A 25,199-nucleotide genomic window follows, 5' to 3' on the forward strand; every position below is an offset into this window, starting at 1 on the left:
AGTCCTTAACTTATTAAATAATCGAAGGTTTTTACTGCTTGATTGAGCGCGCTATTCGTATGATTTACGGGCGTATTGATAAAGTAATCACGTTTCTGTCGGTGCGGTCACTTTCTATTATCGCAAAACAGACAGCTCAAGCTTTATAAAATAATTGTTATGATATCTTATGTGAAATGTTAATGATTACTCTTCGTTTAATAGTTTCACTAAAGCTATTCGATGCAAGCCCAAGTAAGGCTCACACCCTAACTGATTGAATCATTGACAGTTCCTGTTGATTATTTGATGAGAAGAAGGTGGGGCGAGTGAGTAGTCATGTCTCCGAGGTTGTAGAAAATAAGGATAGTTTCGAGCGCCCGTTCTCGATCAAAATTCCACGTCGTAAGTGGTTTGGTTGGAAAGGTATTGAGCTGCGCTTGGTACTTGCGTTAGCCATGCTATCGATGACCACTATCTTCCTCTCGGTTGTCTCCAGCTTTACCTTCGATGATTTAAACCAACGTCTTGTTGAGCTAAAGGAGAGTGAAATCCCGGCCTTAGATAATGCCGCACGCCTAAATGATATGGTGCGAGTGATTATCACAACATCTTCTCAGCTCAGTGACGCTGAATCGAATTTAGAGCGCAAACAGGCGATGCTAAAAATCGAAGACGCTATTTCTGTAATGAATAGCGTTATGGTTCAGTTCCCGGACTATCACGCCTATTTTAAAGATCTTATCGCCCAAGTTAATAACAGCCTTAGCTTGTTGTATCAAAGTGAAATTGAGTCAGAACAGCTCAACCAAGAGCTTCGTAATTTGCTCGAAGGTTTTTACCCTCTATTGCAGCAAGCCAGTGATTCACTTGATAACTTGCCAGAGTCTGCCAAAGCTCAAATCCAGTACACACAGCTCAAGTCTCTGCTTTATTACCAATTAGGCTTGGTCGAAAAGTTGTATAACGACTCCAGTTTTAATGAACTGGATTACACCAGTTTGCGATTAGAGCAGGTAGGGGAAGAGTGGTGGAAGCTTTGGGTCAGTGGTGATTTAAGAAGTGATTTTCCTCAATTAGATCATCAACTCACGGTGATTTATAACCTTGCCTCAAGCGATAGCAGCTTGTATGGGATGAAAAACAAAGCGCTCGATCATCTTTATCAAGAGCAATATTTCCTGCAAAACAGCCGTGAGCATTTGAACCAATTAACCGTGCAGATCGAAAGCAACACCAGCAAGGTGAATAGCAATATTGACCAATCGATTCAGCAGGCGCAGCAATCTTTGCAATCTAACCAGCGTCTCTCTCTTTTTCTTTCTCTATTTAGCGTGTTGGCTGCCGCTGCTATTTCATGGTTCTACGTGCGTAAGAGCATTTTGGAAAGACTTTTACAGCTTAAAGACAACATGTTTGCGATTTCTACCGGCCATTTAGATACCGAAGTGTCCATTCGTGGCAAAGACGAAGTGACGCAAATGGCCAAGTACCTAAAGGTATTCCAAACTACGGCCAAAGTCGTTAAGCAAACCAACCGAAAATTAGAAGCTGAAGTGGAAGAGCGAACCCTAGCCGAAGCTAAACTTCGAGTGACTCAAGATGAGTTGATCCAAGCCGGAAAACTGGCTGCATTGGGGCAACTCAGTGTTGGGATCACTCACGAAATCAATCAACCTCTGACGGCTGTGAATAGCCACGTTCGAAGTGCTCAGCTTTGGCTCGGTAAAAATAGACCAGACAGAGCACAAGAGAATCTTAAAAAGATCGAAGTCCTGCTAGAAAAGGTGGCTGCGATTACTCGTCACTTAAAAGCCTTCTCACGTAAGAGCGATGGCAAGATTGATAACGTCGAGTTGGATAAGGTTGTCAGTGATGCGATTGACCTGTTTGAAACCAGACAGAGCGCAGTGTCGATTCAGTATTCCCCCCAAAGTTACCAGATGGTTCGAGCCAACAGCATACGCTTGGAACAAGTACTGGTGAACCTCATCAGCAATGCTCTGGATGCCATTGAGCATAAAGAGCAGCCTCAACTTAGTATTGCTACGCAAGTGCTTTCGAACACCACTCAGATTTTGGTTAAGGACAACGGACTGGGCATACCTGAAGAAGATATCCCGTATTTGTTTGACCCATTTTATTCCAGCAAAACAACAGGTAAGGGGCTTGGGCTAGGCTTGTCTATCGCATACAACATAATAAAAGATTTTGGCGGCTCGATTCACGTGGAATCGGTTGAACACCAAGGCACCACCTTTATCGTCACTCTACCAAAAGGCACAGGTTCATGATTTCAGAAAAACACATAGTTCTTATCGACGATGAAATAGATGTCGTCGAAGCCGTGAGCGAAATGTTAGAGCTAGAAGGGTTTAGTGTCACCACCTTCACTGATCCCAACCTTGGTCTTAAATCGCTCAAAGCAAACAGCCCGTCGGTTGTACTGTGTGATGTACGAATGCCACAGGTGGATGGACTTACGTTGCTGAGTTCCATTCAACATAGAGCCGCTAACGTCCCTGTATTGTTGATGAGTGGCCATGGCGATATTCCCATGGCGATAGAGGCAATGAAGCTAGGGGCTTTCGACTTTTTAGAAAAGCCACTTAATGCGAGTGAGTTGGTAGAGAAGCTCGATTTAGCGTTGGCACAATCTCAGCACAATTGCCCAGCGACAACAGGGGATGATGAGGAAGCTGAGTTACCGATTGAAACGGTGGTTATTGGCCAATCAAAAGCGATGGATACCATACGTAAGCAAGTGCTTGCCTTGGCACATACTGGCGTCGATACCATTATCAACGGAGAAACGGGAACGGGTAAAGAGGTGATAGCTCAAGCTCTACATCAATTCAGCCGTCGTAAAACCAAACCGTTTGTCGCGATAAACTGTGGTGGCATGACAGAGAGCATTATCGAAAGTGAGTTGTTTGGCCATGAAGCGGGTTCGTTTACCAGTGCCAACAAGAAACGCATTGGCAAAATAGAACAAGCCAATGGTGGTACTCTGTTTCTTGATGAAATAGAAAGTATGCCAATTGCGGTGCAAATTAAACTGCTGCGCGTCATTCAAGAACGAATGATTGAGCGCGTTGGTGGTAATGAGTTGATACCTGTCGACATCGTCGTGGTCGCAGCCAGCAAAGCCGATCTCGTGAGCTTGAGTGAGTCTGGGGAATTCAGAGCTGATCTCTTCTATCGCTTGAACATTGCGAGCTTAAATCTTCCGGCACTGCGCCAACGAAAAGAAGACATTCAGGTGCTGTTTCGCCATTTTGTGATTCAAGCGAGCCACAAATATAAGACGCGCCCATCAACGATTTACCCTGAGCAGATACAGCAGCTATGTCGGCATGAATGGCCAGGTAACGTGCGTGAACTGCGTAATGTCGCTGATCGATTTGTGTTGGGTATCGTCGGCGATGGTTTCGATCTTCAATCGCCGATTTGTGAAGCGTCCGGAGAAGATTTCGCTTTTGAAAAGCAGATGGAGCAGTACGAACGAAATGTACTGACGGAAGCGCTAATAGAAAGCGCAGGCAACATTAACGAGGTATCAAGTAAGCTGAATTTACCGCGTAAAACCCTTTATCGAAAAATGAAGAAACACCAATTGGATAAAGAGAGTTTCAAAGCTTAATTCGTTCAGGTGTTTGTTAAATGGAAAACCAAAAGAAAAAGCAAAACGAAAGCCAAAAGCAAAACCAAAGCCAAAAGAAAAAGCACAAGACAACAATGACCCATTTGGTTTTTAGTCGAATGGCTAACTGTTTCAAGTGATTGTAATAAAAGCGCTTTAACATCTGGCATAAAGCGTGCAATCCCTACATTGTGGCGTCAGCCCACACGAGGTTATTCGGTGTTGAGTCAAAAAACATATGACGGCTATCTATATATGACAGCTATCCAACACCGAATGATCGAATAAAGGACATTAGAAAAATAATTGCTTGTTGCAAGGAGATACAAACATGAAGCAAATACTGAAAGGTTCGATTGCTCTGATATTAGGCATGAGTTCAATAACGGCATGGGCCGCTGAAGAACCAGCAAACTTAGGACCTCGTCCCCTCTTTTTAGTTAACAATATGGATGAGAGCCCTTTGAAAACCAAGCTACTGAGTTGTAGCGAAGGACCTTTCCATCGTAGTGATTTTTCTATTGGGCATCGCGGAGCTGCGATGCAGTTTCCTGAGCACACTAAGGAATCTTATTTAGCGGCGATTCAAATGGGCGCGGGTGTTGTCGAGTGTGATGTGACCTTCACCAAAGATAAGGCGTTGGTATGTCGTCACTCTCAAAGTGATCTACACACCACAACCGATGTTTTGGCGCATCCAGATCTCGCTAAGAAGTGTTCAACACCGTTCACTCCAGCCAACCCGGCGACAGGCGAAGATGCGCAGGTTGAGTGCCGTACTTCTGATTTCACGCTGGCTGAGTTTAAGACGCTCAAAGGTAAAATGGATGGTGCGAACCCAAAAGCCACCACGGTTGAAGAGTACATGAACGGGACTCCAGGTTGGAGAACCGATCTTTACAGCCAAAGTGGCACACTGATGACGCACGCAGAAAGTGCAGCACTGTTTAAAGAGCACGGCGTTAAAGTGACTCCTGAATTGAAATCAGCCGCGGTAGATATGCCTTTCAATGGATTTAGCCAAGAGATGTATGCACAGAAGTTGGTGGATGAACTGAAAGAAGCGGGTTTCAAGCCTTCTGAGACTTACCTACAGTCATTCAACTTGGATGATGTGAAGTATTGGATCAATGAAACGCCGAAGTTCGGCAAACAAGCGGTTTATCTTGATGACCGTGTTTATGAGCAAGCGGACTTTGTCGCGTCTGTTGAAAACATGAAAGAGCTACACGATGCGGGCGTGAATATCATCGCACCACCTCTGTTTGCTTTGGTTGAACTTGATAAGAACAACGAATTAGTGGCGTCTAACTACGCGAAACTGGCTAAGGATGCAGACCTCGACATTATTGCATGGACACTGGAACGTTCTGGCCCGCTAGCGCAAGGCGGTGGTTGGTATTACAAGAGCGTGAAAGATGGCATCAACAATGATGGCGATATGATGAAAATGCTTGATGTGTTGGCACAAGATGTTGGTGTGATGGGCGTATTCAGCGATTGGCCTGCAACGGTAACTTATTACGCTAACTGCATGGACAGCGACGCATAGGCGATTCTGAGAGCGCTGTTACGTCGCTAATTATAGCGTTTGTATAGAGAGCGCTTAGCCAAAGAATAATAAGAGAAAAAGCAGTGAACCAAAGAGCCTTCGGGCTCTTTTTTTACCACTGAAATCGGCGGGACAGAAATGACCCAAATGATGGGTTTTGAGTTGGACACGAATGACTCAAAAGTAATTTGAAAGTGTGGGTTTTTATTTAAGTAACTGAAATTAAAGATATAAAAAGGTGGCACAAAGGCTGCAATAGTGAAGGTGACTTTCAACAATAAGTAAAAGTAAGGTTTGAATATGAAAATCAGTGTTAAAGGACTGTTAATCGCTAGCTCATTACTACTTCCTTCAATGGCTATGGCAAGCGACTGCTCTAGTCGTGGTGTGTTAGACGATCGATACTGTGATGAAAACCAAGATTTGGTGGCCGATTCACCAAAGAATCCAGATGAGTGGAATGACCCAAGTACGCTTGTGTTTACCTACACGCCGGTAGAAGACCCAGCGTTATACAAAGATGCATTCGCCGACTTCCAAGCTCACCTAAGTAAAATTACAGGTAAGCGAGTGATTTACTACACAGTGCACTCAAACTCTGCACAAGTAGAAGCGATGCGTTCTGGTCGACTGCATGTTGCAGGTTTCTCTACTGGCCCGACTGGCTACGCAGTTAACCTCGCGGGTTACGTTCCAATCGCAGTAAAAGGCGATGAGTCTGGTTTCCAAGGTTACAACCTAATCACAATTGTGCGTAAAGACAGCGGCATTAACAAAATGTCTGATCTGAAAGGCAAAAAGGTTGCACATACTTCTGCATCTTCCAACTCTGGCAACCTAGCTCCTCGTGCGTTATTCCCAGCGAAAGGCCTAGTGCCAGATGAAGATTACAAAGTGCTTTACTCAGGTAAGCATGACCAATCGATTCTAGGTGTCTTCAATGGAGATTATGACGCAGCACCTGTGGCATCGGACGTGTACGATCGTATGGTCGCAGCAGGTCGTGTTGACGATTCTGAACTGAAGATCATCTACCGTAGCCCACGCTTCCCAACGTCTGCGTTCGGCTATGCTTACAACCTAAAACCAGAACTGGTTGAGAAGATCAACGAGGCTTTCTTTAGCTACCGCTTTACACCAGAAATGAGCGCATCGTTTAAAGGTGCAGACCGTTTCTCGCCAATCAGCTACAAAGAAGAGTGGGATGTAATTCGTGATATCGCCCACGCGACAGGTACGGCTTACACCAAAACTGGCCTGAAGAAGTTAGCTGAAAAAGATGCGGCTAAACGCGCAAAGAAAAAAGCCGCTGAGTTAGCAAAACAAGCAAACAACGGCTAGTTCTTAGCTCTGTTGGAAGGCTAAGTTTTAGAAAGACTTAGCCCTTTAAAAACACCTACTTCAACTAAATATCTATGCCCTCGCGGGTAGGGCATAGATCATTCGAAAATTCGCACAAGGAAATGCAGTATGGCCGTAGCAAGCTATGAAGGAATAAAGATAAACAACCTTTTCCACGAATACGTGGCAGGCAAGCCAATCCTTAAAGGCATTAATATTGATATCGATGAGCCAGGTATCATCGCGATCATTGGTCCATCTGGTACCGGTAAAAGTACGCTTCTGCGCTGTATCAACCGACTCAACGATCCAAGCCAAGGTGAGATCATATTTGATGGCGCAGACCTGACTCAATTAAAAGGCCAAGCGCTACGCAAACAGCGTCGACACATCGGCATGGTGTTCCAAGAATATAACCTCGTGGAACGTTTAACGGTTATCGAGAACGTGTTGAGTGGCCGTTTGGGTTACATGACCGCTTGGAATGCATGGCGTCGTAACTACTCTGCGCAAGACCTAGCAAAAGCGTTCGAGTTACTTGAATTTGTTGGCTTGCAAGACTTTGCTAACCAACGTGCCGACAGTTTATCGGGCGGCCAAAGACAGCGTGTCGGTATCGCTCGCGCCGTTATGCAAGACCCATATATCTTATTGGCGGATGAACCGACTTCATCACTCGACCCGAAAACCGCGGTTGAGATCATGGAGTTGATGGAGACATTCGCAGAACAGAAAAACATTCCCGTGTTGGTTAACATCCACGATGTGAACTTAGCCAAGCGTTATGCCAAGCGCATCATCGGCATGTGTAACGGTAAAGTTCATTATGACGGCAGCCCTGAAGGGATCTCAGAAGAAGATCTAAAAATCATTTACGGGGGTGAGTCATGGCTGGATTAACCCCAAGTTCATCGTCAAGCGTACCGTCAAACCAGTCGCCAGCAAAGCATGAAAACCCGTTCAAAACTTCATGGACTAACCGAGCAATCATCGCTGCAATCATTGGCTACCTGTTTTACAGTTTCTCGACGTTAGGGCTGACTTTTGATCGTTTGGTCATCGGTTTTGGTGAAAGTGAGCGGTTACTATCAAGAATGTTTCCGCCTGATTTTTCGCGTACTAGCTTACTGCTGAGTGGATTAGCGGAAAGCTTACAAATTGCGATTATCTCAAGCTTCTTTGGCATCGTTATTTCATTGTTTCTGGGCTTGTTAGCTGCGAGAAATATGATGCCTTCAATCGTATCGACGCCAATACGTTGTTTCATCGCACTATGTCGCTCTTTTCACCCGGTGATCATCGCAATCCTATTTGTGAAAGCGGTGGGCTTCGGTGCCCTAGCAGGGATCCTGACTTTGGTCTTCGCATCGATTGGTTTTATTGCCAAGCTTTTTGCAGAAGCGATTGAAGAGATCTCTTTTAAACCGGTTGAAGCGATTAAAGCAACCGGTGCCAGTTTTATCAGCGTCATTTTGTATGCGGTAATGCCTCAAGTATTTACTCGTTTTATTGGCTTTGCTAGCTACCAGCTTGATTCCAATCTACGTAATTCAACCATGGTTGGCATTGTGGGTGCGGGCGGCCTTGGCGGCACGTTATTTTCGGCATTCCAACGTTTTGACTACGACTTTGTCGCCGCTATTTTGATCACCATTATCGCATTGATTCTTGTGGGTGAATTTCTTTCCGACATTGTTAGGAGAATCTTCTAATGACAACTGCATCTATCGATAAAGAGTGGCAGCGCTTTACACCCAACGAACGCGTGGCTCGATTTGCCGTTTACCTTAGCTTAGTGTGTGCGATTGTTTGGTCTTGGCAGACGGTTGAAGTGATTCCTGAGTTCCTATACGACGCGCCAGCGCAGTTTGCTGACATGTTCGAGCGTATGGTGCCAGTGGACTACGCTTTCTATCCTGAATCAATCCACGCAGCGATGATTGAAACACTGCACATTGCGACGTTAGGTACCTTGTTTACCTTGATATTTGCGATTCCATTGGCGTTATTGAACGCGCCAAATATCACACCTAATAAAGCGCTGAACTGGGTGGCTCAATTCTTTCTGGTGTCTTCACGTTCTGTGAACTCATTGGTTTGGGCTTTGTTGTTTATCGCACTATTTGGCCCCGGTGTTCTCGCAGGCATTATGGCAATTGCCATTCGCAGTATCGGCTTTGTAGGGAAGCTGTTAGCGGAAGCGATTGCCGAAGTGAACATGGGGCCTATCGAAGCTCTGCGCGCAACTGGCGCTTCTTGGATGAGCATCTTGCTTAAAGGGTATTGGCCACAAGTTATGCCCGCATTCTACTCCATCGTGTTGTTCCGTTGGGACATCAATGTGCGTGAATCTGCGGTATTAGGGTTAGTGGGCGCTGGTGGTATTGGCGTGGTGCTAAACGATGCGCAGAATCTTTTCGAGTGGCAAAAAGTTTCGATGGTATTAGTGAGTATCTTCGCAGTGGTTATCGTTGCGGAAGCCGTAGTGATCCACATACGTAACAAACTCATATAAACATATGGTGCAATGCAGCGTGTTTTGTGTGATGTGTCAAAGTTAAGAGCTTATCTAGCATTTTGAAGCTCAAACGACCCTAGGTACTTCGGTCTACCTAGCGGTCGTTTTTTATGTCTATTGAGTGACCTAAGACCTTGTTAGAAGTAGAAGGGCGTGACTCGTTTTTAAGTGTCTAGCTTTTAACTGCCAGCAGCGCATCCACAAATTCTGCAAACCCATAGCCACCCGGCTGCGACATCACCTTACTTGGATGATGATCTAACTTATCCCAATAATGCTTAATGTTTGCCACGCCAACTGTGAGTGGTAGTGATTCGAACATCTGCTGATCGTTCATTGAATCGCCGACATAGCAGGCCTGATTGTGGATTTTCTCAAGCGATAAGCCTTTATTAGCAAGGAAACGGTGCACGGCGTTTTTCTTTGAGTGTTCGCCATACCAAGCATTGATATGAATCGAACTTGCCGTCGCGTGTGCGCCTAAAGCGTGTATTCTTTCGAGTACCGCTTGAACAGTTTCAGGATCAACAGGCTTACGGTTTTGGCCGATATCAATCGCGACCTCACACAAGCGGTAAGATTGATCCAAAGTTAGCGAGAGGTCGGGGTAACTCAGCAAGATCGCTTCAACTTCTTGTTTTAGCTTAGCTTGGTTCTGACGCACTTGTTCTAGCGGTGTTTCTGATGAGAGTTGTAATGCACCATCTTGCTTCTCTAGTAAGAAGGCGCCGTTCTCTCCAAGCACGGCATCGACAGGCCAAAGCTGAGCAATATGGTCACACCAACCAGCACAGGCTCCCGTTACTGCGACTACTTTGATTCCATTGTCTCTCAGCTTCTGTAGCGCAATCAGGGTTTCTGGAGGGAGTGAACCTTGCCAAGTGAGCGTGTCATCGACGTCGGTTAATACCCAGTTGATGTGTTGCCAGTCATTACCTAGTTGGTGTTCCATCCTCAAACTCACTTATTCGGGTTTATTGTGTTGTGTGGAGTGCTCTGTTCGTCGTTAAACGTTTTTCACTCAGTGCTACTAAGTGTCGTTAATTAACGCTTAACCGTGTTTAGAAAACACAATGTTTAGCAAAATCACCGGCTTCATTGGCAGTCCAGTCGCCTTTCGGTTTTTCTTTCATATCTGTACACCAAGCTTCACTGCCCACTTCTGTACAAGCCATCAGTTGAGTCGCTAGAAATAGAATTAGCGCGATTTTTTTCATAATAAACATTCCTTTATTCTCTAAATTTCTGCTTATAACTGTACCAAATACGACTAGCGATTGTTATAGCAGTCAGTGACATAAGTTTGTTAAAAACGATATAGAGTTGGGCTTGGTTCTAAGATGGGAAGTGAAGAGGTTAGGCCGTCGCGATAGGCAAAATCGAAGTGATAGATTGATAAAGAGATTGAGGGGGGATCGAAAAAGCCAGCAACATGTGCTGGCTTTGAAATTCTTGTGCGCTTCTATTTGTTAGTGCGCTTTAACTACTTGTCGAGTTATACCAGTTTCATCTCTTGGATGATGTCCGAAGCGATTTCTGGCTTCGTGCTCGTTGGTTTCTCGTGTAGGTCTGCTTTCAATTGTCCCTTACGGTTACTTAGGCCTGCTTCAAGTTTCTTGAGTGCTGCAGCGATAGCTGGGTACATAACATCGTCTGTAGATTTTGCTGTTACTCGTACACCTTCGTAGTTGGTGAATACTTCTACCTGATGTTGACCGTGTTCTTTAGTAATGATGATGTCGCAACTGATCAGTGATGGGAAATGGTTCGATATCTTCTCGAATTTACTTTCGATGTCTTTGCGTGACTCGTCGTTAATTGATACGTGATGTGTTTGAACATTTATTTTCATAAATCATACCTTTCCAATGACTGTGTCATTTAAACGTAGCAAACATCGGTGAGTTTAACCAACTGCGAAATAGCACATGTGTGATTCACTTCAGTGTTATCAAATAATCTCCCATTACTCCCTTGAAAGTCCGATGAACTGGTCGCATATTATGTTTCGTGAATTTCAAACGTGTTTAAAAATCCCTCACCTTTGAAGTATTGCTCCAATTCACTCTTTCAACTTAGTTTTTATCGCCCTAATCACGCATCACTCCAAATACTTATTCTAGTCTGCTTTTATAAATCCACATCCATTTTAGTGAACAAAACATATCTGCTCTGTCAATATCACAATTACTGATATAAAGAACAATGAGATATTGAGATGAATTTTAGTACGGGATACTCTAACAGCCATCTTCTATTTGGATCCGTTATCATGAAAATGCCTGTTAAATTCGCTGCAATTGCAGCTTCCCTTTCTTTCGCTTTCAATGCCTTTGCTGCCCCAGTTGAATTCCAGAAGATCCCTGAGATCATGCAGCAATTTGAAACGGCAGAACTGTACGTTAAGAAGTCGGTCACCTTAGGTCGTTTACCAGCCGAGTCTGAAATTGGCATTGATTTCCCGACCTATGTTTCAGACGGTGAGGGCGGTTACAGCATCGAGACAAATAACGTAATGACAGATTCTATTGTTATCGCAAGCATGCCGAAAGCGATTGTGGATGATGTTTTCAACCAATGGCTAGTACCTAAAGAGACGTGGATCAGCAGCTACGGATCTTTGCCAACCTCGACCGTTGAATTTAAGCCGTTTAAGCGTATTAAAACCATCAAAGCCATTAAGATTGATGCTGAAATGCTTGAGCTGTTAGGCAGTGAAGATGGCAACACGGCGATGATCAAAGTGAGCTGGGATGAGAAGGGAATGAAGGTCTATAAGGATGGTTACTTAGCGGATTATGAGTACGGGATTGCCCCTCATGAGATGCAAGAAAACTATGAGCTAGCGCCTAAGTAATTAAGTTCATGTAAGAAAAGCGCCCAGTTTTTGCTAGGCGCTTTTTTTAAGCCCACCAAAACATGACGAAACTCACGCTTTTCTGACAATTTACCGCTCGTTGTGTTAGCATGCGCGGCTTGTCTTTGTAATTGATAAAAAACATATTACTCAGCGGATTTCTTTGTTTATCTGCCGTAATGACCTCATTCAGTTTGGCCTGACTTGGCTGAACATCTGCATTTTGCTCGGACGCAAAGAGAGTAGTACTCACTACTTCACTATGTACATTTGAGAGCACCATCTATCAAAGGCCTTTTTGAAACAGCCTAAATTAGCGCGAACTTAGTTCTGCGTGAAGGGTTTCGTTTTTCCAAAAATCCCTCTCGGCGGCTAAGTACTCCTTAGTTGCTGACAAGTAAGGAGTCTATATGACGACTACGGTATCTACGTCCGTACCTACATCTCAAGCTGGTAACACAGCTCCGATAGAGAAAGAAGTAAACCACCCGTTTCTCTCTTTGGTTATCATGGTGATTGTTGCTGCCATCGCAACTTACTTCATCCCTGCTGGTGAGTTTGAACGAGTGGTCATGAATGGCCGCACGGTTATCGACCCAGACAGTTACACACTATTAGCCAGTAACCCAACAACATTAGCCTCTTTTTTCGAATCATTTTTTAAAGGCTTCAAATCCGCTTCTGGTGTGATGGGTGTTGTGGTGTTTGTGGGTGGTGCTTTCGGCATTATCAAACACATGGGTTTGTTAGACGCATCCGTCGTTGCGCTGACGACTAAGCTAAAGAAGCAAGGCTTGTACGTGATTGCACCTGTGATCATGACTGCGATCTTTTTCAACGTCACCTTCACCGGTATGCGTGAGCTTGATGTCATTTTTATCTCTTTGATGATCCCTATCTGTATCAAACTTGGCTATGACGCGATAACGGCACTTGGTGTTGTTTTACTGGCAAGTTGTGCTGGTTTTGCAGCTGCCCTAGCTAACCCATTCTTCACAGGTATCGCACACACTATTGCTGAACTGCCTATGTATTCAGGCATGTGGTACCGCTTTATTGTTGGCATGTTCATGTTGTTAACGGGTGCTTGGTATGTACTTAATTACGCGCGCAAAGTTAAGCAAGATCCAACCAAAGGTTTGTTGCATGGTACGGGTTACCACTATGAATCTAGCGTTGAAGTGAAAACACTGACTACTCGTGAAAAGCTTGCGGGCATCGCGTTCTTGGGTGTATTCGCATACATGATCTTCGGTACGCTGACGATGGGTTTCGGTTTCACTGAGATTGCGGGTGCATTCGTGGCAATGGCGATCATTCCGGGTTTGGTGGCGGGTTTATCTCCGAACAAGATTTGTGAGTATTGGACCAAAGGTGTTAGCGATGTATTGGTGGCAGTACTGATCATCTTCTTCGCTCGCTCAGTGTTGACCATTATGGAAGATGCGAAGATTGTTGATTCTATTATCTTTTATCTTGCACAGATCATTTCTGGTAGCTCTAAACTTGTGGCAGCAGCAGGGATCTACTTTTCGCAGGCTGCGATCAACTTATTCATTCCGTCTGGCAGTGGCCAAGCGGTGATCACTATGCCAATCATCATTCCATTGGCAGATATTGGTCAAGTGACTCGCCAAGTAGCAGCACTTGCTTCTCAATTGGGTGATGGTATTTCTAACTATATTTACCCAACCAACGGTGGCTTGTTAGCGGTATTGGCTATTGCAAAAGTACCTTACACCAAGTGGGTTCGTTTCTTCTTACCGCTGTTCTTGTTCTGGTCAGTGGGCGCTTTGATTTCAGTTGTGATTGCTCAAATGATCGAGCTAGGGCCTTTCTAAGGGTTTCTGTTTAATCGAATGCATGGACAGTTAAGGCTTAACTGAAGCCGTGTGAGTAAATAAGAAGGCAGCGAATTCGCTGCCTTTTTTCGTTTAAAGAAAAGCTATTACAATCACCAAGATTACTCTTCAAATTGGTAAGAAGAGGGCACGACAATGACGCCTTTTTTCGATATGTGGAAGCGTTTAGCGTCGGCAAGTCTATCAATGCCTATTTGGGTTCCATCTGGCACCTTAACGTTCTTATCGATGATGCAGTTCTGAATATGGCAGTTTCGCCCAATCTCAACGTCTTCAAACAGAATACTATCAATCACAATCGCGGCATTGCTGACTTTGACCTTAGGGAAGAAGATAGAGTTTTGCGCCGAACCCCCTTCAATCACTACTCCATTCGCGATCATCGAGTTGATGAATATCCCTTGGTTTCCTTCTACAGAAGCAATGGTTCGCGCAGGTGGAAGTTGCGGATCATAGGTGCGAATCGCCCAATCTGGTTGGTATAAATCGATAGGCGAGGCTGGCTTCAACAGATCCATGTTGGATTGGTAATAAGAGTCGATAGTACCCACATCTCTCCAGTACGCATCTTGGGTCACTCGGCCTTCTTCATCACCAAACTTGTATCCGTAAACACTGTTGTTGCCGACCAATTTAGGAATGATGTCTTTACCAAAATCGTGGCTTGAGTTCGGGTCTTCGGCATCCGCCAGTAGCGCTTGTGTTAACACCTCTTTATCAAAGACGTAAATACCCATTGAAGCCATGCTTCGAGTTGGCCTACCGGGTACACATGCTGGGTAACGTGGCTTTTCGGTAAAGTTATTGATCTCGAGAGATTCGTCTATCTCCATCACACCAAACTCTTTGGCTTCATCAATTGAAACTTCCATGCACGCCACGGTTAAGTCGGCCTCGTTCGTTTTGTGTTGCTTGAGCATTGGCGCGTAATCCATGCGATAGATATGGTCGCCTGATAACACCACCACATGCTTAGCTTCACTACGAGAAAGCAGATACAAGTTTTGATAAATCGCATCGGCTGTACCGCTGTACCAGCTATCACCGGTTCGCATTTGTGGGGGAACATTGGTGATGTATTCGCCGAGCTCGGGGTTAAGTACCGACCAACCATCCCTTAAATGTTTTTGCAAAGAGTGAGACTTGTACTGAGTCAGTACCAGAATTTGGCGAAGCCCAGAGTGTAAGCAGTTCGCGAGTGTGAAATCGATGATTCGATATTTGCCACCAAAGGGCACCGCAGGTTTTGCACGGTTATCGGTGAGGGGAGAAAGCCGAGAGCCAACACCGCCGGCCAGAACGATTGTTAGAGTGTCTTGCATGGTCAGAACCTCAATGTATTTATGATTATGAACATAGACTTGCAAGCACTAAGCCAAATGTAACTCATTGAATATTAAACGAGGTGAGATTGATTCTTGTAGATCTGCACCAAATTGATGCGTACGAGATATTGGCTTGCTCTATTTTGATCCGAAGAGACCTGGGCAAAGTGAGGGTGGTGAATTAACAAGATGACGCACGGGAAAGTTGCATTACAAAACTGTCAATAAAATGAAGGAATAAAGTGATCAGGTCGATATAAATTTACATAAATAATCACAACTTTTCACAAATTGATTTCCATCAATAAAGTAGGGTTATTATATGCTACCTTGCACGCAAAATAAGAAATGATTACTCATTCACCAATAAAAATTAAGCCCTCAAAAGGAAATTATAATGAAAAAAACAGTATGTGGTATTGCGGTTATTGCGGCTCTTATGTCAACCAACGTTTTTGCTCATAAAGAAGGTGATTTCATCATCCGTGCAGGTGCAGCAATGGTATCTCCTAACGATAGCAGTGGAGATGTTCTGGAGACATCGGGGTCAAAATTTGGTGTGGATTCAAACACCCAACTTGGATTGACATTTGGTTACATGTTTACAGACAACATCAGTCTCGAGATTCTTGCAGCGACACCGTTCTCCCATACAATTTCTACAAACCATGGTGGTTTAGGTGATATCGCCGAGACAAAACACTTACCACCAACGTTGATGGTTCAGTACTACTTCGGCGAAGCAAACAGCAAGTTCCGCCCTTACGTAGGTGCGGGCATTAACTACACTGTCTTCTTTGATGAAGAACTTAATGGCACTGGTAAAGATGCAGGCTTAAGTGACTTATCTCTTGATGACTCTTGGGGACTTGCGGCAAACATTGGTATGGATTACATGATCAATGAAGATTGGTTCTTGAATGCGTCAGTTTGGTATGCAGACATTGATACTACAGCGAAATATAAAGCGGGTGGAAAACAATACTCAACCGACGTTGATATCGACCCATGGGTATTCATGATCGGTGGTGGTTACAACTTCTAACCCTCTTTATTAGTTTACTAAAGGCGCTCAAGCACCAGCCAGCTTGGGCGCTTTTTTTTGCTTGCTTGTTAATGAAATGCTCACTCCAACTTATTGTTGTTATGGGTGAAGCAAACTGATTGTTGTCATTTATTGTTAATAAAAGAGAAAGATAAGTGTCATAACAGCCCTCTATGATCGCGTTTCAAATCATGGAGGATATATGAATCGTAAATTTAATAAGCTGACACTATTACTGCCTATTGCGGTAAGTTCTGCTCTAGTAGGGTGTTCTCAATCAACGTCAACATCACCAACGGCTGCTATCCCATCTCAAACGTCACTTGATGCTTTTAGCTTTCAATGCCAATCCATCGAGCAGCCAAGCGCTTCCAATGCTGAGGTAACCGGAATCAGTCTGGTTGGACGTGCTATTACCGACGCTCCGTTTGATACCTCAGCAGCCGAAATCGTCAGCTACGATTCATGTACCGATAAGCTTTATGTTGTGAACGCTCAAGCGCAGAAAGTCGATGTGTTATCAATGAACTCAGCTAGCGAACCAACATCTTCGGGTTCTATTGATCTTCAATCAGCGGCTGCAGCTTCGGGTGTTGATATTGGTGCAGCGAATAGTGTGTCGACTCATCAAGGATTAGTTGCTGTCGCTATTGAAAATGCCGACAAGCAACAAAACGGCATCATTGCACTTTATCGTTCAGACACGTTAGAGCTGATCACTACTTATACGGCTGGTGCATTACCGGACATGGTGAGCTTCTCGAAAGATGGTCGCTACATTGCCTCTGCAAATGAAGGTGAGCCGAATGCGGATTACAGCATTGATCCTGAAGGCTCAGTAACGCTGGTGGATTTAAGCAGTGGTCCTTTGCAAGCGACAGTCACTCAGATTGATTTCAAGGCATTCAACCAAGGCCAGCCCCGCCATGCAGAGCTGGCCGACAAGGTTCGACTCTCTGCGCCGAATGCAACTGTCGCTCAAGACCTTGAACCGGAATACCTAACGTTTGCTGATAACGGAAAACTCTACGTTGCCCTTCAAGAGAACAATGCGTTGGCAGCGATTGATGTGGCGAGTGCACAAGTGGATGCGATTCTTGGATTAGGCGGGAAGCCTTGGGATAACGCTAAGCTAGATGCGTCAAATAAAGATAAAAACATCGGTAACCTACAAAGCTACGCAATGTTGGAAGGCCTTTACATGCCAGACAGCATCACCAGCTACAGTGTTGATGGCAACACCTACATTGTGACTGCGAATGAAGGTGATGGTCGTGAGTATGGCATCAAAACCACGCAAGAAATGTGTGACGAGAAAGGTTTTGAGTGGGATGGTGATGACTATAAAGGCACCGAAAACTACGCAACAGAAAAAGACTTTTGTATCGCTTATGTCGATGAAGTGCGTGGCAAGAAGTTAGACGTTGATGCTAACCACCCATTAGCTGGTGCATTGAAAGACAACAAGCAACTTGCACGTCTTAAAGTGATTAAGCCACGAGGGACACTCGCTGCTGATCAAAAGGTTCAAGCATTCGGTAGTCGCTCGTTCTCTATTTGGGATGAGTCAGGCGAGTTAGTGTTTGATAGCGGTGATGATTTTGTTCGAATCGTACTTGAGCAAGATCCTGCAAACTTCAACAGCACTAATGATAACAACCAAAGCGGTGACGATCGTAGCGATGATAAAGGGGTAGAGCCTGAAGCCATCGAAGTTGCTGAGATTAACGGCAAGCAGTATGCCTTTATTGGACTTGAGCGCCAAGGTGGCATCATGATTTACGACGTAACGCAGCCTAAGAGCGCAAGTTTCATCAGCTATCTAAATAACCGCAATTTTACTCAGCCTGTATGCACTAAGGTTGATGAAGACGGTGGTTGCGATAACGATACTTATAACTCGAAAGCAGGAGACCTAGGTCCAGAATCAATCAAGTATTTTACTCGTTCTGGTAACCACTTTATTGCGGTTGGCAACGAAGTGAGTGGTAGCACGTCAGTTTACCGCGTTGAGTTTTAATCACGGTTACTGCTTGTAGCTAGACTCAATAAAAACAAAAGCGCCACTACTGAATCAGTAGTGGCGCTTTCTATTTAATTTTCACGAATATATACGTGATAGATTGGCTTCTATGGCTGTTGCTTAGTTGGTGCTAGAGCAATCTCACGGATACATACGTTTTGTGGTTGTTGGTAAGCGAATGATACAGCGCGAGCGATATCGTCAGCTGCCAATACGCCGCCCATGTCTTCTTTCCAAGAGTCGTAACCATCTTTGATTTCTTGAGATGTTGTGTGCGACAGAAGCTCAGTCTCTACAGCACCTGGTGCGATAGTCGTAACACGAACATTTGAAGCTGCTACTTCTTCACGAACGTTTTCAGAGATAGCGTGAACCGCGAACTTAGTACCACAGTAAGCAGCGTGGCTTGGGAATGTTTTCTTACCCGCAATTGAGCTGATGTTGATGATAGTACCTGTGTTACGTTTCATCATCGGAGCAAGTACAGACTGCATGCCGTTTAGAAGACCAATTACGTTCACATCGAACATTGTCTTCCACTCTTGAGCGTCTTGAGTATCGATTTGACCAAGAAGCATTGCACCAGCATTGTTGATAAGCGCATCTACAGGACCAAATTTCTCTTCACCTTGTGCGATTGCCGCGTCAAAAGATGCTTTGTCTGTTACGTCTACTTTCACTGATAGTGAGTTTGGTAGGTTAAGCGCTTCGAGGCGGTCAACACGACGAGCTAAAAGTAGCAGAGGGTGACCTTCATCGCTTAGACGACGAGCGATTGCTTCACCAATACCAGAGCTTGCACCTGTAATTACGATTAGTTTTTTCATTTTATTTCCTCTGTACTTTTATTGCGTCGGTTGGCTACGACGTATTGTTTAAGTGCATTCGAATCAAGTGCTTGTTGCCTTGCTTCGTTGCGATGGAGGTATATTAAGGAAAATAGTATTGTTGATATATAGCGCTTTACTTGAAACACTGTTGCTGTAGTGCAACAATAAAGGTGTTCACTTTATTACTTCATCACTTTTTAAATTTCACAAGTAAGCTGGCGACCATGCTCAATCAAATTAACCTGTCTGACATTCGTTCTTTCGTGCTTATCGCTCGTTTAGGTAACTTCACTAAAGCAGCGGAGGAGCTTGATGTGTCGCGCTCCCACGTGTCACGCCAAGTAAGTAGCCTAGAAAAGCAAATGGGAGTCACTCTGTTTATCCGCACTACTCGAACCTTAAGGCTGACTCACGCGGGGCAAGATCTGTACGCGAGATGTGAACAAGCCTTAGATAATATAGACCAAGCTCTGATTGCTGCAGTGGATGATGTCGAAGAAGTACGTGGCGATATAAAAGTAAACTGTGTCGGTGGTTATCTTGGTGAGGTGATCATCGCGGATCTGGTCAATGAGTTTATGCAGCTCTACCCAGACATCAGCATCAGTCTTGATTTTAGTAGTAACCGAGTCGATCTGATTGAAGACGCTTTCGATATCGCTTTTCGCATGGGGAGCTTAGAAGATGCAGGGTTTATCGCAAGAAAGCTTCTAGACATTGAGATGGGAACACTCGCGAGCCCTGAGTATTTCGCTCGCAAAGGAAAGCCAAATCACCCTAAAGATCTAATCCATCATGATTGCTTAACGGGGTCAGTGCGTAAGTGGAGTTTTCAAGCTTTGGATGACACCAAGAAAACGGTCGATGTGCATGTGACGGGCAGGTTGCAATGCAAAAATGGTCGAGTGTTGGTACAGGGCGCGAAGTCAGGCAACGGAATTATTCGTGTTCCAACCATCTATTGCTTACAAGAACTCAATGACGGACAACTAGAGCAGGTGTTTGATGAGTGGGTGGTGCCGAAAGTGGACTTTTCAGCGATCTACCATCGAGACCGCTATCAACCAAGCCGAATCCGGACCTTCATTGATTTTGTGAAAGGCCGTTTTGAGCAAATGCCAGTCAGTTAAGCGCTGCGTGCTGTCGTCCGTCTTCCTTCTTTTGTCTTCCGTTTTTTGGCAATAGTTGGACTGGCTCGAACTTACATCTCGTCGATTTCGTTTTGTAGGTTTTCCAGCTGGTCTAGAATCAACAAGAACTTCTCACCGAACGGTGTCACTTGGTACTCAACTCTTGGTGGCAGTTCGTTGAACATTTGCTTATCTAAAATCCCGAATTCTACATTTCGCTTCAAACATTCATTCAATACCTTGGTAGATAGCCCTTCTACTGAGCGCACCATTTCACCGGGGCGATTAATGCCATTTGCCAGTAATTGGTAAACCGTTAGCGACCATTTACAGCCGTAGATGGTTTCTACCATGCGAGCTGAGCGCTCGGGTGCTGATTTTCTTGAAAAAAAGTTTTCCTGATTTTTCATAAAGATGTACCAATAAGTACCTACCTAACCGATTTGTACTTACTATTCATAGTGTTAGTTCAAGGCCTAAGATTACCACGTTCACATGACTTAGGAGATAACAAAATGAACTTCACTAAAAATGGTATTGCAGTAGTAATCGGTGGCACAAGTGGTATGGGCTTTGAAACAGCGAAGCAGTTAGTCGCTCAAAACATCCATGTGTTGGTTGTCGGCAATAACCCAACTAAGTTAGATAAAGCGGTGTCAGAACTGCAATCGTTAGGTCATGCTTCAGGCTGGCAAGCTAACCTTTATGATGATGCGAGTGTAGCTAATCTCATTGCGCATCTAGAGTCGCTTGAAGAGGGTATTGGTTACCTTGTTAATGCGGCTGGCTACTTCAACCCTAAAGCGTTTATCGAGCATCAAGAATCTGATTACGAGCAATACATGCAGCTCAATAAAGCAACCTTCTTCATCACTCAAGCGATAAGCAAATTGATGATCAAGAACGGTGGCGGCAGTGTGGTTAACGTTGGTTCTATGTGGGGTAAGCAAGCAATCAAAGCGACGCCATCTTCTGCCTATTCAATGGCTAAAGCTGGTTTGCACGCCTTAACACAGCACATGGCAATGGAACTGGCTGAGCATAGCATTCGTGTAAATGCGGTGTCTCCAGCTGTGGTTAAAACGCCGATTTACGAATCTTTCATTAAACCTGAAGAAGTGGATCAAGCGCTAGAAGGTTTCAATGCGTTCCACCCGATTGGTCGAGTTGGTTTGCCGAAAGACATCGCCAATAGCATCTCTTTCTTACTGTCAGACAGTGCTGATTGGGTAACGGGTGCAATCTGGGATGTTGATGGCGGTGTGATTGCTGGTCGCAATTAATTAGGATTCTTTTTAGGTGGCTGTCGCGTAGGCAAAATAGCAGCGAGATGGCCTCCTGGATGAGTATTCGCGTAGAATAAAAGCTAGAAAGATAATAAGAATAATTAAAACGATAACAAGAGTAAGGTCGCCATTATGTTCAACATGGACTTTTCAAAGAAACTGGTTATTGAAACCGAATCATTAGACTGGATTGCAAGCCCTGCCAAAGGGGTTTGGCGTAAGCCGCTTGAAAGAGAAGAGAAAGAATCGGGCCACACGACCAGCGTCGTGAAATACGATCCTGAATCTTCATTTTCTGAGCACCCGCACCCGCAAGGTGAAGAGATCTTCGTATTAGAGGGTGTTTTCTCTGATGAAACCGGAGATTTCCCAGCGGGCACTTATATCCGTAATCCGCCGGGTAGTGCGCATTCTCCATCAAGCAAAGATGGCTGCACGATCTTGGTGAAGCTCAACCAGTTTGATGCGAGAGACTTAACTCAGGTTCGTATCAATACTCTAGAAACGGAATGGCTTCCGGGCATCGGTGGCTTACAAGTAATGCCGCTGCATGGCTTTGAGCTCGAAAATGTGGCCTTGGTGAAATGGCCCGTTGGTGAGCGCTTTCAGCCACACCGTCATTTTGGTGGTGAAGAGATCTTTGTGTTGACAGGCACTTTTAAAGATGAACATGGCGTGTATCCAAAACACACTTGGATGCGTAGCCCTCATATGAGCGAGCATTTCCCTTATGTGGAAGAAGAGACGGTTATCCTAGTGAAAACGGGTCACTTGCCATTGGATTAAAGGAATGCTCAATATAAAGATGAGAAAGCCGCATTGTTGTGAACAAGCGGCTTTTTTAGTTTTTATATATGAATTTACTAGTAAGCGACACCAATACGTTGACGTGGGAACTTACCAGCTTCGAGCTCATCAATCATCGCAATCGCGTAGTCGCTGACTGATATTTTGCTGTTGCCATCTTCGTCGGTGAGCAGTTGGTCACCACCTGTGCGGTAGGTTGATAGCTTATCGCCCGGGAAAATTTCTGCTGCAGGGCTAACAAACGTCCAGTTAACCTCGCTGTTTGATTGCTTGAACACTTCAAGAGCTTCACCCTGTGCTAGTGCTTCGTTTTTGTAATCTGCTGGGAAGTCCGGAACGGTCACTAACGGTACGTTTGGCGCCACTTCTAATGAACCTGCACCGCCAACCCAAAGTAGGCGCTCGATACCAATGCTTGGCAGTGTCTCAAGCAGCTTAGTTGCTGTGCTTTTTACGATGTCGTGATTACCCAAAGCACGTCCGCCAATCGAAGTGATTACTGCATCAACGCCGGATAGTGCGGTTGCAAGGCTTGCTGCTTCATCTTGTAAATCAAATGAACGAACCTCAACATTGTTCATTTCTACACGGCTTGCATCTCTTACGACAGCAACCACGTCGTGACCACGAGATTGAGCTTCTTGAGCAATGTGATTACCAATCCAACCTGATGCGCCTAATACTGCAATTCTCATAATGTCTCTCCAATTATCTAATTTATTGAGTCGTTTTCTCGACAGCCATTGCAGTCTAATAGCTCACTAGGTTGCGATAAATATCGTAAAATGATGTAGATTGTATCTATATGGTGATCTAATAAGATTTGATTAGCTAGCAAGTAGTTCAAGGAGAGCGTGATGGATAGGTTGACGGCAATGCGTAGCTTTGTCGAAGTTGCGAATTGTGCCAGTTTCACTCAAGCAGCTGAGCACTTAGATATGAGCCGGTTGCAGGTTTCACGTCATGTTCAAGAGATCGAAGGGTGGCTAAAACAAAGGCTACTGCACAGGACCACTCGTAAGGTAAGTTTGACTGCGGCAGGAGAGATTGCGTTGCAACGTTGCGAAAAAATTCTCCATGAAACCGCAGAGCTAGAAGTCACTTCACTCAATCAAACCGACGATCTTTCAGGGGTAATTCGAATTGCAGCGCCGATTGGCTTAACTCAAAACATGTTGTTGGATGTGGTCGAGCAATTCACAGAGCTTCACCCTAATATCACGGTCGAGTTGTTTGCCTCAGACCGTTTTGCGCAGCTGGTGGATGAAAGAATCGATATTGCGCTTCGTTATACTGACCAACCTGACGATAGCTTGATTGCTCGAAAGCTAATGGAAATTGATTCGGTGGTGTGTGCCTCACAAGACTACCTAGACAAACACGGTGAACCTGAAACGGTTGAAGCGCTTAGACAACACAATTGTTTTCGTCATTTGAGTGTCTCTAAGTGGGATTTTGTTAAGGATAACCAACATTATTCGGTTGAGGTGTCGGGGACTATTAAGGCCAACGATGTTGGGGTGTTAGCTCGCGCCGCACAGCATGGCAAAGGGGTTGTTCGATTACCTTGTGATTTAGCGAATCCGTTGATTGCTGAAGGGAAGCTGAAACGAATTTTGGATGATTTTGTTTCACCGAGTAGTGTGCTTTGGGCGGTGTACTTGTCTCGCAGTTATCAGCTGCCTGTTGTTCGTCAGTTTATTGATTTTGCAGCAGAAGCTTGGTCTAACGATATTAAATCTGAAGACGTTTAAGCTTACATCGCTCCTAACTTGTCTCGTCCTAAAATAGAACCAAATAAATATATAAGCCCATAAATACAAAAATCCGATATCAAAGGTGATATCGGATTTGAACTCAATAATTCAGAGTTCCAGCACGCTCTCCTCTCACGAAGTCTTTACATGTAATGATGTACGGATAATCGGGTATTTATCACCTTATCGTTGATGCTAGGTAAAGGCTGATACAAGCTTTTGGTAATGTCTGATAATACTTGGTCGTAGACTTGCGATACCACAGTAGAGATATCACTGGTTAACTCGTACATGCTATCTGCTGGCTGGGTCGCTTCAGTACTTGATGCGATCTCGGTAAGTGCATGCATCGCACGTGTACAAATGGGTGACCCACTGCTGATAGGGCAGATAATCGATAATTGGTTGAGTTTGCGGTGTGTCTGAGATGCGTAGAATTTGAATCTCGCATACTCCTCAGGCTTCTCCATATCAGGTATGCACATTCTCAGCTTGGTCAAGATCTCCATGCAGTCTAAGATCTGTTGCCAATTCATGTGGTATTCACTACTCATGTCTTCTCGCTCAGACTGGATCAGCCAGATGATCATCACTTCATCCATCAAGAACATGCTGTGGCGAATTGTTTTGCCATGAATCGATTGGTTACGCACCAAGCTGCGGTTTTGCCAGTCGCTGTGCATGGCAATGAGCTTAAGGTGATAGATGCGATACATAGGGCGACTATCAAACGACACATGGGATTGGAGCAATTCAGAGACCTCAAGTATGTTGTCGTAAATCTTATTCACTTTACGAATCGAGTCGCTAGACAATTTATACGCCAGAGCGTAATGCGTTGCAGCGCGATGTTTACGTGATAACAGCAATAGCTCTCTAAGCAAAACTAAGGTTTCGAACCGGTGTGATAGCGCTGTTTCTCTCTTCCTTGAGAAATGATACAGGGCGGAAAGTACTAATAGGGATAAACCCACTGAAATAACTACAAACATATTCTACTCCTAATATCTGTATACCTACTTAGTGGTAGTGCAGACACCGTGCCAAAATATATAATTGTTATATTTCAATTGCTTACGTTTTTGTGGTGATTGTAAATGGTCAACATTGGTGCATGATCTCACCATTTGTGTGAGTGTTTCTCATATTTTGCAGGATTTTTTGAGAGGTTACGCTTTTCTAAGTGATTTGGCTGAGTAGGTTCCGATAACTAGACATACGTCGGCGATCCACCGCTGTCTCGT

At 44.6% G+C, this 25,199-nt stretch carries 23 protein-coding genes; 15 read left to right on the forward strand and 8 right to left on the reverse strand.

The features are described from left to right. Nucleotides 1-299 precede the first annotated feature (299 nt). The 7 genes from AACR09_RS18495 to phnE (AACR09_RS18525) all read left to right on the forward strand — a co-directional run bounded on the left by AACR09_RS18495 (nucleotide 300) and on the right by phnE (AACR09_RS18525) (nucleotide 9,030). Nucleotides 300-2,273, forward strand: coding sequence for an ATP-binding protein (locus AACR09_RS18495; RefSeq protein WP_102556972.1), 1,974 nt, complete (start codon nucleotides 300-302; stop codon nucleotides 2,271-2,273). Beyond that, nucleotides 2,270-3,622, forward strand: coding sequence for a sigma-54-dependent transcriptional regulator (locus tag AACR09_RS18500; protein ID WP_193835534.1), 1,353 nt, complete (start codon nucleotides 2,270-2,272; stop codon nucleotides 3,620-3,622). The genes AACR09_RS18495 and AACR09_RS18500 overlap by 4 nt, the downstream gene beginning before the upstream one ends. Before the next feature lie 331 nt (nucleotides 3,623-3,953). Continuing rightward, a complete protein-coding gene (locus tag AACR09_RS18505; RefSeq protein WP_108214100.1) occupies nucleotides 3,954-5,174 on the forward strand; it encodes a glycerophosphodiester phosphodiesterase family protein in 1,221 nt (406 codons plus the stop codon). Between the two features lie 300 nt (nucleotides 5,175-5,474). Further along, nucleotides 5,475-6,515 (forward strand): phosphate/phosphite/phosphonate ABC transporter substrate-binding protein, encoded by a 1,041-nt coding sequence (gene phnD / locus AACR09_RS18510; protein ID WP_004732989.1) that lies wholly within the window; start codon nucleotides 5,475-5,477, stop codon nucleotides 6,513-6,515. Nucleotides 6,516-6,644: 129 nt separating this feature from the next. Then, nucleotides 6,645-7,415: a phosphonate ABC transporter ATP-binding protein gene (gene phnC, locus AACR09_RS18515; RefSeq protein ID WP_004732991.1), complete on the forward strand. Its 771-nt coding sequence runs from the start codon at nucleotides 6,645-6,647 to the stop codon at nucleotides 7,413-7,415. Beyond that, nucleotides 7,403-8,227 (forward strand): phosphonate ABC transporter, permease protein PhnE, encoded by an 825-nt coding sequence (gene phnE / locus AACR09_RS18520; protein ID WP_193835535.1) that lies wholly within the window; start codon nucleotides 7,403-7,405, stop codon nucleotides 8,225-8,227. Before phnC ends, phnE (AACR09_RS18520) begins: the two co-directional genes overlap by 13 nt. Next, nucleotides 8,227-9,030 (forward strand): phosphonate ABC transporter, permease protein PhnE, encoded by an 804-nt coding sequence (phnE, locus tag AACR09_RS18525; RefSeq protein ID WP_004732994.1) that lies wholly within the window; start codon nucleotides 8,227-8,229, stop codon nucleotides 9,028-9,030. Before phnE (AACR09_RS18520) ends, phnE (AACR09_RS18525) begins: the two co-directional genes overlap by 1 nt. 175 nt (nucleotides 9,031-9,205) lie before the next feature. Here phnE (AACR09_RS18525) and AACR09_RS18530 read toward each other — a convergent pair whose 3' ends face one another. The 3 genes from AACR09_RS18530 to hpf all read right to left on the reverse strand — a co-directional run bounded on the left by AACR09_RS18530 (nucleotide 9,206) and on the right by hpf (nucleotide 10,885). Continuing rightward, on the reverse strand, nucleotides 9,206-9,985 hold the full coding sequence (locus AACR09_RS18530) for an HAD-IIB family hydrolase (RefSeq protein ID WP_004732996.1): 780 nt from the start codon (nucleotides 9,983-9,985) through the stop codon (nucleotides 9,206-9,208). 109 nt (nucleotides 9,986-10,094) lie between these two features. Then, complete coding sequence (locus AACR09_RS18535; protein ID WP_004732998.1) at nucleotides 10,095-10,250, reverse strand: DUF3012 domain-containing protein; 156 nt, start codon at nucleotides 10,248-10,250, stop codon at nucleotides 10,095-10,097. Between the two features lie 278 nt (nucleotides 10,251-10,528). After that, nucleotides 10,529-10,885 carry a ribosome hibernation-promoting factor, HPF/YfiA family gene (gene hpf / locus AACR09_RS18540; protein WP_004733000.1) on the reverse strand — a complete coding sequence of 119 codons (357 nt, stop codon included), beginning with the start codon at nucleotides 10,883-10,885 and terminating at the stop codon, nucleotides 10,529-10,531. A gap of 420 nt (nucleotides 10,886-11,305) precedes the next feature. On the opposite strand from hpf, the gene AACR09_RS18545 reads away from it, so the two are divergent. Continuing rightward, nucleotides 11,306-11,890 (forward strand): hypothetical protein, encoded by a 585-nt coding sequence (locus tag AACR09_RS18545; RefSeq protein WP_193835536.1) that lies wholly within the window; start codon nucleotides 11,306-11,308, stop codon nucleotides 11,888-11,890. A gap of 410 nt (nucleotides 11,891-12,300) precedes the next feature. Continuing rightward, complete coding sequence (locus AACR09_RS18550; RefSeq protein ID WP_076644880.1) at nucleotides 12,301-13,731, forward strand: YfcC family protein; 1,431 nt, start codon at nucleotides 12,301-12,303, stop codon at nucleotides 13,729-13,731. A 122-nt stretch (nucleotides 13,732-13,853) separates the two neighbouring features. Here the strand turns inward: AACR09_RS18550 and glgC are convergent, their stop codons facing one another. Then, nucleotides 13,854-15,074 (reverse strand): glucose-1-phosphate adenylyltransferase, encoded by a 1,221-nt coding sequence (gene glgC / locus AACR09_RS18555; RefSeq protein ID WP_193835537.1) that lies wholly within the window; start codon nucleotides 15,072-15,074, stop codon nucleotides 13,854-13,856. A 400-nt stretch (nucleotides 15,075-15,474) separates the two neighbouring features. On the opposite strand from glgC, the gene ompW reads away from it, so the two are divergent. Both ompW and AACR09_RS18565 read left to right on the forward strand, forming a co-directional pair. Further along, nucleotides 15,475-16,122 carry an outer membrane protein OmpW gene (gene ompW / locus AACR09_RS18560; RefSeq protein WP_193835538.1) on the forward strand — a complete coding sequence of 216 codons (648 nt, stop codon included), beginning with the start codon at nucleotides 15,475-15,477 and terminating at the stop codon, nucleotides 16,120-16,122. Nucleotides 16,123-16,324: 202 nt separating this feature from the next. Further along, a complete protein-coding gene (locus AACR09_RS18565; protein WP_193835539.1) occupies nucleotides 16,325-18,142 on the forward strand; it encodes a choice-of-anchor I family protein in 1,818 nt (605 codons plus the stop codon). A gap of 110 nt (nucleotides 18,143-18,252) precedes the next feature. Here the strand turns inward: AACR09_RS18565 and AACR09_RS18570 are convergent, their stop codons facing one another. After that, nucleotides 18,253-18,972, reverse strand: coding sequence for an SDR family oxidoreductase (locus AACR09_RS18570; protein ID WP_193835540.1), 720 nt, complete (start codon nucleotides 18,970-18,972; stop codon nucleotides 18,253-18,255). Between the two features lie 227 nt (nucleotides 18,973-19,199). Between AACR09_RS18570 and AACR09_RS18575 the strand changes: the two genes are divergently transcribed. Beyond that, nucleotides 19,200-20,105 carry a LysR family transcriptional regulator gene (locus AACR09_RS18575; RefSeq protein ID WP_050643751.1) on the forward strand — a complete coding sequence of 302 codons (906 nt, stop codon included), beginning with the start codon at nucleotides 19,200-19,202 and terminating at the stop codon, nucleotides 20,103-20,105. 71 nt (nucleotides 20,106-20,176) lie between these two features. Here the strand turns inward: AACR09_RS18575 and AACR09_RS18580 are convergent, their stop codons facing one another. Continuing rightward, nucleotides 20,177-20,515: a winged helix-turn-helix transcriptional regulator gene (locus AACR09_RS18580; protein WP_004733017.1), complete on the reverse strand. Its 339-nt coding sequence runs from the start codon at nucleotides 20,513-20,515 to the stop codon at nucleotides 20,177-20,179. A 105-nt stretch (nucleotides 20,516-20,620) separates the two neighbouring features. On the opposite strand from AACR09_RS18580, the gene AACR09_RS18585 reads away from it, so the two are divergent. Beyond that, the gene (locus AACR09_RS18585; protein WP_193835541.1) at nucleotides 20,621-21,388 is read left to right on the forward strand and encodes an SDR family NAD(P)-dependent oxidoreductase; all 768 of its coding nucleotides are present in this window, start codon (nucleotides 20,621-20,623) and stop codon (nucleotides 21,386-21,388) included. Between the two features lie 135 nt (nucleotides 21,389-21,523). Beyond that, nucleotides 21,524-22,177 (forward strand): cupin domain-containing protein, encoded by a 654-nt coding sequence (locus tag AACR09_RS18590; protein ID WP_193835542.1) that lies wholly within the window; start codon nucleotides 21,524-21,526, stop codon nucleotides 22,175-22,177. A 77-nt stretch (nucleotides 22,178-22,254) separates the two neighbouring features. On the opposite strand, the gene AACR09_RS18595 is transcribed toward AACR09_RS18590, so the two are convergent. Beyond that, complete coding sequence (locus AACR09_RS18595; protein WP_193835543.1) at nucleotides 22,255-22,893, reverse strand: NAD(P)-dependent oxidoreductase; 639 nt, start codon at nucleotides 22,891-22,893, stop codon at nucleotides 22,255-22,257. Between the two features lie 162 nt (nucleotides 22,894-23,055). Between AACR09_RS18595 and AACR09_RS18600 the strand changes: the two genes are divergently transcribed. Then, the gene (locus tag AACR09_RS18600; RefSeq protein ID WP_193835544.1) at nucleotides 23,056-23,952 is read left to right on the forward strand and encodes a LysR family transcriptional regulator; all 897 of its coding nucleotides are present in this window, start codon (nucleotides 23,056-23,058) and stop codon (nucleotides 23,950-23,952) included. A gap of 146 nt (nucleotides 23,953-24,098) precedes the next feature. On the opposite strand, the gene AACR09_RS18605 is transcribed toward AACR09_RS18600, so the two are convergent. Then, nucleotides 24,099-24,947, reverse strand: a complete 849-nt coding sequence (locus tag AACR09_RS18605) for a hypothetical protein (protein WP_193835545.1) — start codon at nucleotides 24,945-24,947, stop codon at nucleotides 24,099-24,101. Nucleotides 24,948-25,199: the final 252 nt, after the last annotated feature.

Source organism: Vibrio sp. OPT20, from assembly GCF_963889365.1.
GTDB classification, from domain to species: domain Bacteria; phylum Pseudomonadota; class Gammaproteobacteria; order Enterobacterales; family Vibrionaceae; genus Vibrio; species Vibrio splendidus.